Annotated in this window: 13 protein-coding genes; 10 read left to right on the top strand and 3 right to left on the bottom strand. The window is 73.6% G+C overall.

Annotated elements, in window-relative coordinates; all coding sequences use genetic code 11:
* Nucleotides 1-67: 67 nt before the first annotated feature.
* Both O7600_RS06560 and O7600_RS06555 read right to left on the bottom strand, forming a co-directional pair.
* Entirely contained in the window at nt 68-1,033 is a 966-nt protein-coding gene (locus O7600_RS06560) for an N-acetylmuramoyl-L-alanine amidase (RefSeq protein ID WP_281592784.1), read from the bottom strand.
* Nucleotides 1,033-1,185: a hypothetical protein gene (locus tag O7600_RS06555; RefSeq protein ID WP_281592783.1), complete on the bottom strand. Its 153-nt coding sequence runs from the start codon at nt 1,183-1,185 to the stop codon at nt 1,033-1,035. Before O7600_RS06555 ends, O7600_RS06560 begins: the two co-directional genes overlap by 1 nt.
* A gap of 127 nt (nt 1,186-1,312) precedes the next feature.
* On the opposite strand from O7600_RS06555, the gene O7600_RS06550 reads away from it, so the two are divergent.
* Nucleotides 1,313-2,539 (top strand): glycoside hydrolase domain-containing protein, encoded by a 1,227-nt coding sequence (locus O7600_RS06550; protein WP_281592782.1) that lies wholly within the window; start codon nt 1,313-1,315, stop codon nt 2,537-2,539.
* A 52-nt stretch (nt 2,540-2,591) separates the two neighbouring features.
* Here the strand turns inward: O7600_RS06550 and O7600_RS06545 are convergent, their stop codons facing one another.
* On the bottom strand, nt 2,592-3,482 hold the full coding sequence (locus O7600_RS06545) for an SGNH/GDSL hydrolase family protein (protein WP_281592781.1): 891 nt from the start codon (nt 3,480-3,482) through the stop codon (nt 2,592-2,594).
* A gap of 192 nt (nt 3,483-3,674) precedes the next feature.
* On the opposite strand from O7600_RS06545, the gene O7600_RS06540 reads away from it, so the two are divergent.
* The 9 genes from O7600_RS06540 to O7600_RS06500 all read left to right on the top strand — a co-directional run bounded on the left by O7600_RS06540 (nt 3,675) and on the right by O7600_RS06500 (nt 13,993).
* Nucleotides 3,675-4,223: a YciI family protein gene (locus O7600_RS06540; RefSeq protein ID WP_281592780.1), complete on the top strand. Its 549-nt coding sequence runs from the start codon at nt 3,675-3,677 to the stop codon at nt 4,221-4,223.
* A gap of 210 nt (nt 4,224-4,433) precedes the next feature.
* Nucleotides 4,434-5,597, top strand: coding sequence for an ROK family protein (locus O7600_RS06535; protein WP_281592779.1), 1,164 nt, complete (start codon nt 4,434-4,436; stop codon nt 5,595-5,597).
* 36 nt (nt 5,598-5,633) lie between these two features.
* The gene (locus O7600_RS06530; RefSeq protein ID WP_281592778.1) at nt 5,634-6,677 is read left to right on the top strand and encodes an extracellular solute-binding protein; all 1,044 of its coding nucleotides are present in this window, start codon (nt 5,634-5,636) and stop codon (nt 6,675-6,677) included.
* 109 nt (nt 6,678-6,786) lie between these two features.
* Nucleotides 6,787-7,860 carry an ABC transporter ATP-binding protein gene (locus O7600_RS06525; RefSeq protein ID WP_281592777.1) on the top strand — a complete coding sequence of 358 codons (1,074 nt, stop codon included), beginning with the start codon at nt 6,787-6,789 and terminating at the stop codon, nt 7,858-7,860.
* Between the two features lie 173 nt (nt 7,861-8,033).
* Nucleotides 8,034-9,818, top strand: coding sequence for an iron ABC transporter permease (locus tag O7600_RS06520; protein WP_281592776.1), 1,785 nt, complete (start codon nt 8,034-8,036; stop codon nt 9,816-9,818).
* Complete coding sequence (locus tag O7600_RS06515; protein ID WP_281592775.1) at nt 9,815-10,660, top strand: creatininase family protein; 846 nt, start codon at nt 9,815-9,817, stop codon at nt 10,658-10,660. Before O7600_RS06520 ends, O7600_RS06515 begins: the two co-directional genes overlap by 4 nt.
* Complete coding sequence (locus O7600_RS06510) at nt 10,657-11,628, top strand: amidohydrolase family protein (RefSeq protein WP_281592774.1); 972 nt, start codon at nt 10,657-10,659, stop codon at nt 11,626-11,628. Before O7600_RS06515 ends, O7600_RS06510 begins: the two co-directional genes overlap by 4 nt.
* On the top strand, nt 11,625-13,076 hold the full coding sequence (locus tag O7600_RS06505) for a lyase family protein (RefSeq protein ID WP_281592773.1): 1,452 nt from the start codon (nt 11,625-11,627) through the stop codon (nt 13,074-13,076). Before O7600_RS06510 ends, O7600_RS06505 begins: the two co-directional genes overlap by 4 nt.
* Complete coding sequence (locus tag O7600_RS06500) at nt 13,073-13,993, top strand: ROK family protein (protein WP_281592772.1); 921 nt, start codon at nt 13,073-13,075, stop codon at nt 13,991-13,993. The genes O7600_RS06505 and O7600_RS06500 overlap by 4 nt, the downstream gene beginning before the upstream one ends.
* Nucleotides 13,994-14,002 lie beyond the last annotated feature (9 nt).

Below are 14,002 nucleotides of genomic sequence, written 5' to 3'. Positions count from 1 at the left end.
CTTCCGGTCGCTGCGCTGAGGGCCGAGGGCGGTGCGGCCGGGTGGCGTCACCCGGCCGCACCGCCGCTCAGACCTCGGTGAGTCGGACGGCGTCGGCGATGACGAGCCCGGCGGCGGAGCTCCAGCGGCTGACCGCGACCCGGTCCGCGTCCCCGGCCGGCAGCGTGAACGTGCCGAGGGTGCGCCACTGCCCGCCGGTCGCCCGCTGGTCGACGTAGACGGTCCGGTTGCCCGTGGTGGTGGCGACGACGTACGGAGTCGAGGCGTTGTAGCCGGAGTTCGCCGGCCACCACGCCTCGACCCGGTAGTTGCCGGTGCGGGGGACGTTGAACTTGTACCAGGCGGCGTCGCTGGCGGCGACCGGGTTCGCGTAGCGGTAGTCGGCGCCGTAGCGCTGCCCGGAGTAGGTCGACACCCCCCAGTTGGCGCTGGCGCTGAACCGGCCCGCGGTCGCGTTGTCCACGATCGACGACCACCCGCCGCCACCACCGGCCATCTTCGCCGCCACGTCGGCGCGCATAGCGTTCAGGTCGATGAAGGACGGGTCGATCTTGCCGGTGGTGCTGGTCTCCCGGTGTCCGCGGGCATAGCTGGAGTCCCGGCCGAGCCGGGTGAGCACGGCGGCGGTGGCCGCGATGCTGGCGTCGTACTGGGCGGTGGTCATCCGCTGGTCGACGCCGTTGTAGTCGATCTCCCACCCGATCATCAGGGTGTTGCCGTCGCCGGCCGGGATCGGCCCGCTGCCGCCGCTGACGCCGGCGTGGTTGCACCGGCCGGCGGAGATCACGTGGAACACGCCGTGGTAGTCCACCAGGGCCTGGCAGAGCGGGCCGGGCAGGTCGGACCGGCCGTTGATGCAGATGTTGAGCGCCGGGTGCGGGTTGCTCGCGCTGGAGGTGGCCGCGGTGTGGTGCCAGAGCACCCCGATCGGGTCGAAGGAGCCGGGTCGCCCGCGGTTGAGCCAGTCGCCCTCGACCACGACCTGGACCCCGGCGGCCCGGAGCACGTCCACCAGCCAGGGGATGGTCGCCATCACTGCTCCCGGAGCAGGTCGGCCAGGCACTCGGCCTTCGGTGCGGCGACGGCCGCGCCGGGGCGGACCACCACGGTCAGCGCGGCGGCCATCAGGGCCGGTACGCCGAGCAGGCCGCGGCGTCGCAGACGGACGGATCGGGACGTGGGCATGGCGCTCCTTCGGGGACGGCGCTCGGCATCCAACCGATCGACGAATGTAAGTGCGGGCACGCTATCCCGGATCGATCGAGATGTCGATACCCTTCACTCCCGTGCGTCTCGATGAAAGGTTTTGCCGATGAGAACGATCGCCGTGGCGCTGACGGCGCTCACCGTCGCCGCCGCCCTCGCCGCCCCGGCGGCCGAGCCGTCGCCGGTGGCGGCGGCGGTCGGCCCGCAGCCCGGCACGTTCACCGGCCGGGGGTTCGACACCTGCGCCGCCCCGTCGCAGGCCGCGATGGACGCCTGGCTGGCCGGCTCGCCGTACCGCGCGATCGGCGTCTACATCAGCGGCGCCAGCCGGACGTGCGCGCAACCCAACCTCACCGCGACCTGGGTGGCGAGCCAGACCGCCAAGGGGTGGCGGCTGATCCCGATCGACCTCGGCCGCCAGGCGCCCTGCGGCACACGTACGCCGAAGATGTCCGCCGACCCGGCCGTCGCCCGCGCCCAGGGGGCGACCGCGGCGGACGACGCGGTCGGTGCCGCCCAGGCGCTCGGCATCGGCGTCGGCAGCACGCTCTACAACGACATCGAGCACTACCCTTCGAGCGCCTCCTGTCGTGCGGCGGTGCTGTCGTTCCTGTCCGGCTGGGTGGAGCGACTGCACGCGCGGGGCTACCTCGCCGGGATGTACTCCAGCGGCTCGTCCGGGATCAAGGACGTGTGCGACGCCTACGACGACGCCCGGTACCTGCGCCTCGACCAGATCTGGATCGCCTGGTGGAACGGCGTCGCCGACACCGGGGCCGGCACCTACTGCGCGGACACCCGCTACGCCGACCGCCAACGCCTGCACCAGTACGCGGGCGACGTCACCGAGACCTGGGGCGGCGTGACGATGACCATCGACCGCAACTGGATCGACGTACGCGGGGGCGCGACGCCGCCCGGCCCGTGGAGCGTGACCGTCGACAACGCCACCTCGGGCGGTTTCACGGCCGGAGCGGCGTGGGGCGCCTCGGCGTACTCGGGCCAGCGGTACGGCGCCGACTACCGGTTCGCCGCGCCGGCGTCGATCAGCGACGTGGCCTGGTTCCGGGCGACACTCCCCGAGGCCGGTGACTACGAGGTCGCGGTGTGGTACCCGGCCGACCCCGGCTACAACGACCGGACGCCGTACCTGGTGGCAACCACCACCGGCAACCGGGCGGTGGTGGTCGACCAGCGGTCCGGTGGCGGCCGGTGGGTTTCGCTCGGGGTCTTCGCGCTGGCGGCCGGATCCGGCGACCGGGTTGGGGTGAGCCGGTGGACCGCAGGCAGCGGCTTCGTGGTCGCCGACGCCGTCCGCATCACCCGCGCCTGACGGCGGGGCGCCGCCGGTGGGCCCGTCCGGACGGGCCCACCGGCGGACCGGTTCAGTTGAGGTGTGCCAGCAGGGCGGTGGCCATGCCCTGCTCGCCCCGGGCGTTCGGGTGGAACGGCGCGGCCGCGTTCTGCGGGATCAGTCCCTCCACCCAGCGGGTGCCGCTGCCCTTGCACGCGTCCCGGCCGATCGACGGGGTGTAGACGTCGGCGTAGCTCGCGCCGTTCGCCGCCGCGGTGTCGGCCAGCATGGTGTTGAGCGCCTTCTCCACCCCGCGCAGGTACGGCACGTCCTGGTAGGCGATCGGCACCACCGGCCAGCAGCCGTACCCGCTGTCCGGCAGGATCGCCGGGTAGCCGAGCACCACGACCCGCGCGTTCGGCGCGGCCTGGCGGACCGCCCGCAGCACCGCTGTCACCTTCGGCACGGTGGCGGCGATCCGGGCCCGGAGCTGGTCGGTGCCGCCGGCGGTGAACCGGTCCTTGCACGGTGAGCCGAGCGGGCTGCTGACGCTCGCCTCGGCGCAGTCGCTGATGATCCCGGAGAAGCCGATGTCGTTGCCGCCGATCTGCACCGTCACCAGCGCGGTGGTCGAGGTGACGGCGTTGAGCTGCGGCGGCACGGTGATGCCGAGCTGCCCGTCGCCGCCGTAGAGGATGTCGTCGGTGGTGGCCCCGGAACAGCTCACGTCCGCGAACGACGACGAGCCGGCGGACGCGGCGACCAGGGACGGGTAGTTGCGGTTGGACCGCAGGCAGTTCAGGTCGACCTGGGTGGGCACGAGCGGGGCGGCGGTGTACGAGTCGCCGAGCGCCACGTAGCGCCCGGTGGGCACCGCGGCGTTGGCGGGCGCGGCGACGGCGAGCAGCACACCGGCGGTGGCCGCGGCGAGCGCGGCCAGTCGTGCGGCCGTACGTCGTAGCGGCGGATGGGGACGGTTCATGGCGCCCTCCCGGAGCGGGATGGTGGGGGTGGTGGTCCCGGAAGTCTGGTCGCGCTCATGACACTCGTCAATATAGATGAACCTCATTAAGGGGTGGTCGGGGATGTGGGGGCGCCCCGGGTCGGTGTGTCCGGTCGGGCCGCCGGCGACGCCGGCCACCGCGCCGCCGGCCGTGCGTCGAGACTGTCCGGCATGGAGTTTCTGTGTTTCCACCGTGACCGGCGCGGCACCGCCCCGCTGCGCGAGGCGTTGCGCGAGGACCACTGGTCCTACATGGACCGGTTCGCGAGCGGAATGATCGCCCGCGGGCCGACCCTCGCCGACGACGGTGCGACGCCCACCGGCAGCCTGCACATCGTCGACCTGCCCGACCCTGCCGCCGCCCGCGCGTTCGCCTTCGACGAGCCCAACTACCAGGCCGGCGTGTATCGCGACGTGTTGCTCCGACGCTGGGGTAACACGCTGGGGCGGAGCATGGGCGACTTCCCTGGTGGTCCGGTCGGCGGCAACCGCTACCTGGTGCTGGCCCTCGGCGTGGGGCGGGCGGTCGATCTCGCCGTGCCGCCGGACCCGGACCGGCTGATCGCGTACGGCCCGCTGCTGTCCGACGACGGCGACGCCTGGCTGGGTACCGCGATGCTGGTGCAGGCGTCGCACCCGGAGGCGGCTCGCGCCCTCCTGACCGTGCGGCGGTACACCGACATCGAGGTGCGCAACTGGCAGTTCGGCGGGCGGCGCTGAAGCCGTCCCGTCGGGCGACCCCTCTCTCATCCTTCGCAATGTGAAGCAAAGGGGGTGGCCGGCCGCAGCACTGTGCGGACGCACTGGCGGATCCGGGCGCGCTCAGATGCTCTCGTCTCGGCCATTTGGCGAGGTGAAGACCGCTGCGGCGAAGCCGGCGAGACCCAACCGTTACTTGACTCAATACTTCGTTCGCCGTAGGAAGGAAATGTGACTGACGTGGTGACCCCACCGACGAGCCCGGTGAGCCGGGAGCGGTCGAAGGAGATCAAGCGCCGTAGCGTGATCTCCGCCGCCCGCCAGGCCCGGGTGCTGTCCCGGGCTGAGCTGACCGAGCTGACCGGGCTGAGCCCTGCCACGCTCACCCCGCTGGTCCGGGACCTGATCGCGGAGGGCTACCTGATCGAGCGCGGCCCCGGCGCGTCCCGGGCCGGCCGCCCCCGCGCCATCCTGGAGTTCAACCCGCGCGCCGAGCTGGTCGCCGCGGTCGCCCTGGAACCGGCCCGGATCAGCTGCGAGATCGCCGACAGCGACGGCGCCGTGATCGCCCACCGCACGGTGCGCCGCACCGGTGACATCGTCGACCTGATCTGCACGGCCGTGCCCGAGCTGGCCGGCCCCGGCCTGCCGGCGCTGCGCGGGGTGGCCATCGCCGCGCCCGGCGTCTCGACCGGCGGCGCGGTCCGGCTCGCCCCCTCCGTCGGGCTGGTCGAGGCCCGTCCGGTGGGGGAGTCGGTCCAGCGGCGGCTCGGCGTGCCGGTCGTGGTCGACAACGACGTGAACCTGATGGCCGCCGGCGAGCACGCCGCCGGCGCCGGGGCCGACGTGGCCGACCTGCTCCTGCTGCACGTCGCCGACGGCATCGGCGCCGGTCTCGTGCTGGACGGGCAGGTCCGTCGGGGCGCCGGCGGCGCGGCCGGCGAGGTCGGCTTCCTGCCGCTCGACCCGGCCGACCGCGGCCACGACGGGGTCGGGCCGTTCGAGGCCCGCTGGTCGGAGAGCGCGGTCGCCGAGCGGGTGGTGGCGCTGGCCCCGGGCCGCCGGCCGGCCGCGCCGGTTCGGGCGCTGGTGGAGCTGGCCGCCGCCGACGAGCGCGCCGCCGCCTACCTGGCCGACCTGCTCGACGCCTGGGCTCGGCTCATCGTCTCCTGCGCCTGCGTGATCGACCCCGGCCGGGTGCTGCTCAGCGGCGCCGCGGCCGACCTCGACGACGCCGCCGTGGCGCGGCTGCAGGCGCTGGTGTCCGCCGCCGCGCCCAGCCCCACCGAGGTCCGCCGCGCGGTGCTCGGTGACCGGGCGGTGCTCTACGGCGCGATCAGCTACGCGCTCTCGGCCGCCGCGTCCGGCCTGTCCGCCCTGCTACCCGCTCCCTGATCCACCGTTCCCCCTCACACCCCTCGGAGGTACCCCATGAGACGTCGACTCCTGCTCGCCGGAGCGCTCGCCACCGTCCTCGCCGCCGGCACCGCCTGCGGCGGCGGCTCCGGTGACTCCGGCGGCGGCGCGGCCGAGAAGCTCACCATCTACACGGCCCGCGACAAGAAGGTCACCACCTACGTCCTCGACAAGTTCACCGCCAAGTACCCCGAGTACAAGGGCAAGGTCGAGGTGCTCAACCTGGGCGCCCAGGAGATCCTGGAGCGGGTCCGCGCGGAGAAGGCCAACCCGCAGGCCGACGTCTGGTGGGGCGGCACGCAGCAGGGCCTGGCCGCCGGCGCGTCCGAGGACCTGCTGGCGGCCTGGCAGCCGTCGTTCGCCGGCAAGATGGACGCGGCGTACAAGGACCCGCAGGGCCGGTGGTTCGGCGAGATCCTGCTGCCCGAAGTCATCATGTACAACAACAAGGCGCTCACCCCGGAGCAGGCCCCGAAGGACTGGGACGACCTGCTGAAGCCGGAGTGGAAAGACAAGATCATCATCCGCGACGTGGCCGCCTCCGGCACCATGCGGTCGATCTACGCCTCGATGATCCAGCGCCAGTCGCCCGACGGCAGCAACCCGCAGCCGGGCTACGACTGGCTGAAGAAGCTCGACGCCAACACCGGCGCGTACGCGGCCAACCCGACCGACCTGTACCTCAAGCTGTCCCGCCAGCAGGGCACGCTGAGCGCCTGGAACCTGCAGGACATCCTGCTCCAGGCCAACCAGGCCAACATGCCCTTCGGCTACGTGATGCCGGCCTCCGGCGCGCCGGTCCTGGTTGACGGGCTGGCCCAGGTCAAGGGCGGCAACAGTGAGGGCGCGCAGAAGTTCCTCGAGTTCCTCTTCGACGACTCGCTCCGCGCCGAGCTGGCCAAGGACTACTACCAGATCCCGGCGGTGGACATCGCCGAGAAGCCGGAGTGGCTGGCCCAGCTCGACCTCAAGCCGCTGAACGTCGACTGGGACGTGATCGGCAAGAACGAGACCGAGTGGATCAACCACTGGAACAGCCAGATCAAGAACAAGGGCTGAGTGGACGGGACGCCGGGTGCACCGCGCACCCGGCGTCCCGCCGTCGCCGTTCCGCATCACCCACCCCGTCACCGGTCGGACCCGGTTACCGGACGCAAGGAGAGACATCATGATCGATGTCACGCTGGAGTCGGTGAGCAAGCGCTTCCCGCGTGCCGGCGACACCGCGGCGGTCGACGACGTCGACCTCCGCATCGGCGCGGGGGAGTTCTTCACCCTGCTCGGCCCGAGCGGCTGCGGCAAGACCACCACCCTGCGCATGGTCGCCGGCTTCTACTTCCCCAGCTCGGGCCGGATCCGCTTCGGCGCCGAGGACGTCACCAACCGGCCGCCGAACAAGCGCGACACCGGCATGGTGTTCCAGAACTACGCGCTCTTCCCGCACCTGAGCGTCGCCCAGAACGTGGCGTACGGCCTGAAGATCCGCAAGGTCGGCCGGGCCGAGTCGAAGCGGCGGATCGACGAGGCGCTCGGCCAGGTCCACCTGGCCGGGTACGGCGACCGGCGCATCGACCAGCTCTCCGGCGGCCAGCAGCAGCGCGTCGCGCTGGCCCGGGCCCTGGTGATCCGCCCCCGCACGCTGCTGCTCGACGAGCCGCTGTCCAACCTCGACGCCAAGCTGCGCGAGGAGACCCGGGTGGAGATCCGTCGGATCCAGAAGGACAGCGGCACCACCGCCCTCTACGTCACCCACGACCAGGCCGAGGCGATGGCCATGTCCGACCGGATCGCGGTGATGGAGTCCGGCCGGGTCCGCCAGGTCGGCACGCCGCAGGAGATCTACCACCGGCCTGCCACCGCGTTCGTGGCCCGGTTCATCGGCCGCAGCAACGTGCTCGACCTGCCGGTGGCCGCGGCCGGCCCGGAACGCGTCACCGTGGCGCCGCCCGGCGGCTCGGAGGTCCCGGTCGCCGCGCCCGCCGACCACGGGCTCACCGCGGGTGCGACCGCCCTGGTCAGCGTCCGGCCCGAGCACATCACGCTCACCTCCGCCACCGACGAGGGCGCGCTCAGCGGCCGGGTGACCGAGCTGGAGTTCACCGGCATGGCCACCAACCTGCTGGTCGACGTGGCCGGTGAACCGGTCCAGGTGGCCGCGATCGACGTGCCGGCCGGGCTGGGCGTGGGCGACCAGGTCGGGCTGCGGCTGCCGCCGGAGCGGATGTGGGTGGTGGGCGAGTGAGCGCGAGGAGTGAGCCGGTTTTGCGAGCCCCGCAGTCGCGATCTGAGGTGACGCTGTGAGCGCGAGGAGTGAGCCGGTTTTGCGAGCCCCGCAGTCGCGATCTGAGGTGACGCTGTGAGCGCGAGGAGTGAGCCGGTTTTGCGAGCCCCGCAGTCGCGAACTGAGGTGACGCTGTGAGCACGATTCCCGCGACCCCGAGCGCGGCCACCGTCCCGCCGATCACCGAGGACCCCACCCCGCCGTCGGGCCGGCGGTCCCGCCGGCCGGGGCTCAACGCCAACTCGCGCTGGTTCCCGTACGTCCTGGTGTTCCCGCTGGCGCTGGTGCTGTTCGGCTACGTGGTCCAGCCGATGCTCGCGACCTTCGGCGAAAGCGTCGGGGTGGACGGGGCGGCGAACTGGGCCCGTTTCCTCACCGGCGACGGCGTGGCCCGTTCCGCGCTGGTCACCTCGCTGCTGATCTCGGCGGCGAGCGTGCTGCTCTGCGGCGTCGTCGGCGTGGCCATGGCGTTCCTGCTCAAGCGGTTCTCGTTCCCCGGCCGGCGGATCATCGAAGCGATCATCCTGGTGCCGGCGGCGCTGCCGCCGCTGATCGGGGCGATCTCGTTCCAACTGCTCTACAGCGAGACCGGCATCCTGCCGCGCGCCCTGCAACAGCTGTTCGGCACGGAGAACCCGGTGCTGCCGTTCAGCGGCATCGCCGGCGTGCTGGTGGTGCACACGTTCACCATGTACCCGTTCTTCTACCTCGCCACGTCCGCCGCGCTCGTCGGCATGGACCCGTCGGTCGAGGAGGCCGCCTACAACCTCGGCGCGGGCCGGGTCCGGGTGTGGCGGACGGTGCTGCTGCCGATGCTCACCCCGGCGCTGGTCTCCGCCTCGCTGCTGGTCTTCATGACCTCGCTGGCCTCGTACACCGCCCCGCTGCTGTTCGGCGTGGACCGGACCATGACCATGCAGATCTACATCAACCGCACCAACGGCGACCTGCCGATGGCCTCGACCTACGCGTCGGTGCTGGCCGTGGTGTCGGTGCTGTTCCTGCTCGGGATGCGCTGGTACGAGGGGCGGCGCAGCTACCGCTCCCAGTCCAAGGGCGTGGCCGGCCACCGCCGCGAGCTGACCAACCCGTTCGCCCGTTGGCTGGCGCTGCTCGCCTCGCTGCTCGCCGTGGTGGTGCTCCTCGCGCCGGTGGCGACCATCGCCCTGGTGGCGTTCTCCCGGGACGGGTCGTGGACCACCGAAGTGATCCCGTCCGGCTACACCACGCAGAACTTCGTCACCATCTTCTCCGACCCGGACGCGTACCGACCGATCCTCAATTCGCTGCAGATGAGCCTGCTCGCCACCGTCGGCTGCGTCGTGGTCGGCGTGCTCATCGCGTACGCGGTGCGCCGGCTGGACTTCCGCGGGCGCGGCCTGCTGGACGTGGCGGTCATGCTGGCCTGGGCGCTGCCCGGCACGGTGGTCGCGATCAACCTGATCTCGGCGTTCAGCACCGGCAACGCGTTCAGCTTCGGCCAGGTGCTGATCGGCACCTTCTGGATCATGCCGCTGGCCTACTTCGTCCGCTTCCTGCCGCTGGTGTTCCGCTCCAGCTCGGCGACGCTGGCCCAGCTCGACCCGTCGCTGGAGGAGGCCGCCCGCAACCTCGGCGCGTCCTGGTGGCGGGCGTTCGGCACGGTGACCCTGCGGCTCATGCTGCCCGGCGTGCTGGCCGGCGCGTTGCTCGCGTTCGTCAACGGCGTCGGCGAGTTCGTCGCCTCGGTGCTGATCTACACCTCGGAGACCGCGCCGATCTCGGTGGAGATCAACAACCGGATGTACTCGTTCGAGGTCGGCACCGCCGCCGCGTACGGGATGCTCCAGGTTGTGTTGATCTTCGTGGTGATGGTGATCTCCGGCCGGATGCAGAACGGCGGCCGGGCGGCGCGGGAGGCGACGAAGTGGACGGCGTGACCGGCCGCTGGGCCGACGGCGGCGGGCTGCTGCCCGCCGCCGGCATCCCCGGCGGCGAACTGGCCGACGTGGTCGCGGCGGCGGACTTCGCGGTGCTGCCGGTCGGCGCGGTGGAGTGGCACGGACCGCACCTCCCGCTGGGCGCGGACCTCGTCCTCGCCGAGGGCTTCGCCTCCGAGAGCGCCGCGCCCGGGCCCGGCCCGCGCGGCGTGCTGTTCCCGCCGGTGGCCTACGCGGCCTGCCCCGGGCAGACCCGGCCCTGGCCCGGCACGGTGGCGATCCGGCCGGAGATCGCCGTCGGTTACCTGGCCGACGTGATCGAGGGCATCGTCGCCGCCGGCTTCCCCCGGCTGCTGGTGGTCAACGGCCACGACGCCAACATGTCCACCGTCCGGGCCGCCATGGAGTGGGTCTCCGGCCGGCGCACCGCCAGCCTGCTGCTGGTCAACTGGTTCCAGCTGGTCACCCCGGCGGAGACCGCCGAACTCTACGGCGACGCGATCGCCCGCGGGCACGGCGGCGCGTACGAGACCTCGGGCGTGCTCGGCTTCGCGCCCGAGGCGGTACGCCTGGACGCCGTCGCCGACCTGCCGCCCCGGCCCAAGCTGCCGGTGGACCACCCGTACGTCCTGGTGGAGTCCCGCCCCGACCCGTGGCAGGGCTGGTCCGGGCACGTCTCGCTGGCCACCGAGGAGGCCGGGCGGACGGTCCGCGCCACCGCGGGAGCGCGGTTGCGGGAGATCGTGGCCGCCTGGGTGGCCGCCCCGCCACCGGCCCCGCCCACCGCCGACCCGCTGCCGCAACCGCCCACCGCCGACCCGCCGCCCGAGGAGGACACGTGACCGTCGACCGGGGACTGGACGTCGTCGACTTCCACCTGCACTTCCGCATCGGCGCCGACCAGACGGTGCACGCCTGCGAGGAGGCCGCCGGGATGCATCCGGGTGGCGAGCGCGAACGGGCCGTGCGGGCCGCCGGGTCCGCTCCGTACGCCCGCGGGTGGCGTCGGGCCTGGGCCTTCCCGGACCCCGAGCCGCCGGCCGAGCGCTGGCAGGACGAGGCGGACCGGTGGGCCGAGGAGCTGCGCGCCGCGCGGGTCCGGCGGGCCGTGTTCGTCACCGGCGGCGGCAACGACGCGGTCGCCGACGTGGTCGACCGGCACCCGGACCTGCTGCTCGGCTTCGCCCACCACGACCCGTACGGACCGGACGCCGCGGCCGAGCTGGAACGCGCGGTCACCGAGCGGGGCCTGCGCGGGCTGAAGCTGTTCGCCCCGCTGCTGCGGGGCCCGCTCGACCACGCCGACCTGGACCCGCTCTGGGGCACCGCCCAGCGCCTCGGTGTGCCCGTCCTGATCCACATCGGGCACTACGGCAGCGCCGGCGGGCTCAGCGTCGGCCGCCACGGCGGACCGGACGAGTTGGCCCGGATGGCCCGCCGCTTCCCCGAGCTGGCCGTGGTGGTGCCGCACTTCGGCGTGCAGCACGTGCAGGAGCTGTTCTTCACCGCGTGGGGCTGCCCGAACGTGCACATCGACACGTCCGGCTCCAACCAGTGGGTGCGCTGGATGCCGTACCGGCTCACGCTGGAGGACCTGTTCCGCCGCTGCTACGAGACGATCGGGCCGGACCGCATCGTGTTCGGCAGCGACTCGTCCTGGTTCCCCCGCGGCTACGTCACCCGCTACCTCGACGACCAGCTCCGGATCTGCCACGAGATGGGCGTGCCCGAGGAGCACCTGCGCGCGATCTTCGCCGGGAACGCCGAGCGACTGCTCGGCCTGACCGCGGACCGGAAGGAAACCCGATGAGCACGCTGACCACCTACCAGCGCAACCACCTGGCCCCGACCTACGACCACCACGTCGGACGCCTCTACCCGGCGATGGTGCGGGCCAGCCAGGCGCACGTGGTGATGCTGACCGAGCAGGGGCTGATCCCGGCCGACCGGGGCGCCCGGCTGCTGCGCGGGCTGGCCGAGCTGCGCGCCGACCCCAGCGCGCCGCCGGCGTACGACGGCGGCTTCGAGGACACCTACTACCTGCTGGAGAAGCGGCTCGCCGAAGCGTGCGGCATCCCCACCTCCGAGCTGGACGTGCAGCTGGCCCGCAGCCGCAACGACCTGGACGCCGGTGTGTTCCGGATGCTGCTGCGCGACCAGCTCGTCGAGGTGCTCCAGCGGGTGGTCGACACCGGCCGCACCGCGCTCGACCGGGCCGACCGGTACGCCGACGTGGTCATCACCGGCTACACCCACCGCCGGCCGGCGCAGCCCACCACGATCGGGCACGCCCTGGCCGGCTACGCCGAGGCGCTGACCCAGCAGGCGGCCACCTACGCCGACGTGATCGACCAGCTCAACGTCTCCCCGCTGGGCTCCTGCGCCTTCGCCGGCACCGACCTGGACATCGCCCCGGCCCGGGTGGCCGAGCTGCTCGGCTTCGCCGGCCTGGTCACCAACTCGTACGAGGCGGTGGCCGGCGCCGACCACCTGGTCCGGGTCGGCACGCTCAACGCGCGGGCCCTGGCCACCGGCGCGCGGCTGGCCCGCACGCTGATGGACTGGCTGAGCTGGAACTGGGTCACCACCCCCGGCGACTTCACCCAGGGCAGCAGCATCATGCCGCAGAAGCGCAACCCGGTCGTGCTGGAGCACCTGGTCTCGTACGCCGGGCAGGCCGCCGCGGACGCCGCCTCGGTGCTCAACAACGTGGGCGCCGCCTGGTGGGAGGACTCCAACAACGCCACCACGGACGTGCAGGTGCGGCTCTGGGAGAGCAACGACCGGGCCGAGCGCTTCTTCGCCCTGGTCGGTGGCTTCCTGGCCGAGATCGCACCGCTCAACCCGCCCAGCCGGGAGGAGATCGTCGCGTCCGGCGCCACCACCACCGCCGCCGCGGACGCGCTGACCCGCCACGGCGTACCGTTCCGGGCCGCCCACTCGGTGGTCGGCCGGCTGGTCCGCGCCGGCGGGCCGGACACCTGGACGCCCGAGGGCGTGCGGGCCGCCGCCGACCCGATCGCCGGCCCGCTGGACGACGCGGCCGTGGCCGACCTGATCGCCGCCGCCGTCCGTCCGGAGCTGGTGCTGCGGCGGGCGCAGGCGGACGGTCCGGGCGCCGCGGCGGTCCGCGCCCAGGTGGGCGCGCTGCGCGCCGCCCTCGACCCGGTGGCGGAGCGGCTGGGCGCGGTGCGGGACCTGCTGCGTGTGGCGGACGAGGCGCTGGACGCCGTGGCCGCCGAACTGGTGGCGCGGTGAGCGTGCGCCTGTCCGGCCCGCCCGTCGCCGGCGCCCACGGGGCCGGGCTGCTGCTCGGCATCGACTTCGGCGGCACCAAGATGGCCGTCGGGGTCTCCGACGCCGACGGTCGGCTGCTGGCCCACCGCCGGGTACCCACCCTGGCCGAACAGGGCGCCCCGCAGGCGCTGGCCCGGGCGCTGGACCTCGCCGGCGACCTGGTCGGTGAGGTCGGCGGCCCGGTCGCCGCGGCCGGGGTCGCCTCGCCCGGCGTGGTCCGCCCGGACGGCATCGACCTGGCGCCCAACGTGCCCGGCTGGGAACGGCTCCGCCTCGCCGACGCGGTCCGCGACGCGCTGGACGTGCCCCGGGTCGCGGTCGACAACGACCTGAACGCCGCCGCCCTGGCCGAGCTGCGGCTGGGCGCCCTGCGCGGGGTCGACCCCGGCCTCGTGGTGGGAATCGGCACCGGGATCGCGGCGGCCGTGACGGTCGGCGGCGCGGTGCTGGCCGGGCACCGCGGCGCGGCCGGCGAGATCGGGTACGCGGTGGCCGGCGGTCCCTGGCCGGGGACCATGCTGGAGCGGGACTTCTCCGGGCTGGCGCTGGACCGGCTCGCCGCCGACCTCGGCCTGCCGGGCGGGGCCGCCGGGCTGGCCGCCGAGGCCGAGCGGCCCGGCCCGGCCCGCGACGCGCTGGCCGCCCGGGTGGACGAGGCGGCCCGGGCGCTGGCGACCTGCTGCCTGCTCCTCGACCCCCAGCGGCTCGTGCTGGTCGGCGGCGTGACCCGCAGCGACCTGATCCGGCGGATGCTGGTCGACCGGCTGACCGAGGCGCTGCCGCACCCGCCCGACGTGGTGCGCTCCCGCTTCGCCGACGACGCCGCGTTGTTCGGCGCGCTCACCCTGGCCCGGGAGGCCGTGCCGGCGGCGCGCTGAGGGACGTTC

Source organism: Micromonospora sp. WMMA1998 (assembly GCF_027497375.1).
Lineage (GTDB): Bacteria > Actinomycetota > Actinomycetes > Mycobacteriales > Micromonosporaceae > Micromonospora > Micromonospora sediminicola.
This window is presented reverse-complemented; position numbering and strand designations above follow the sequence as displayed.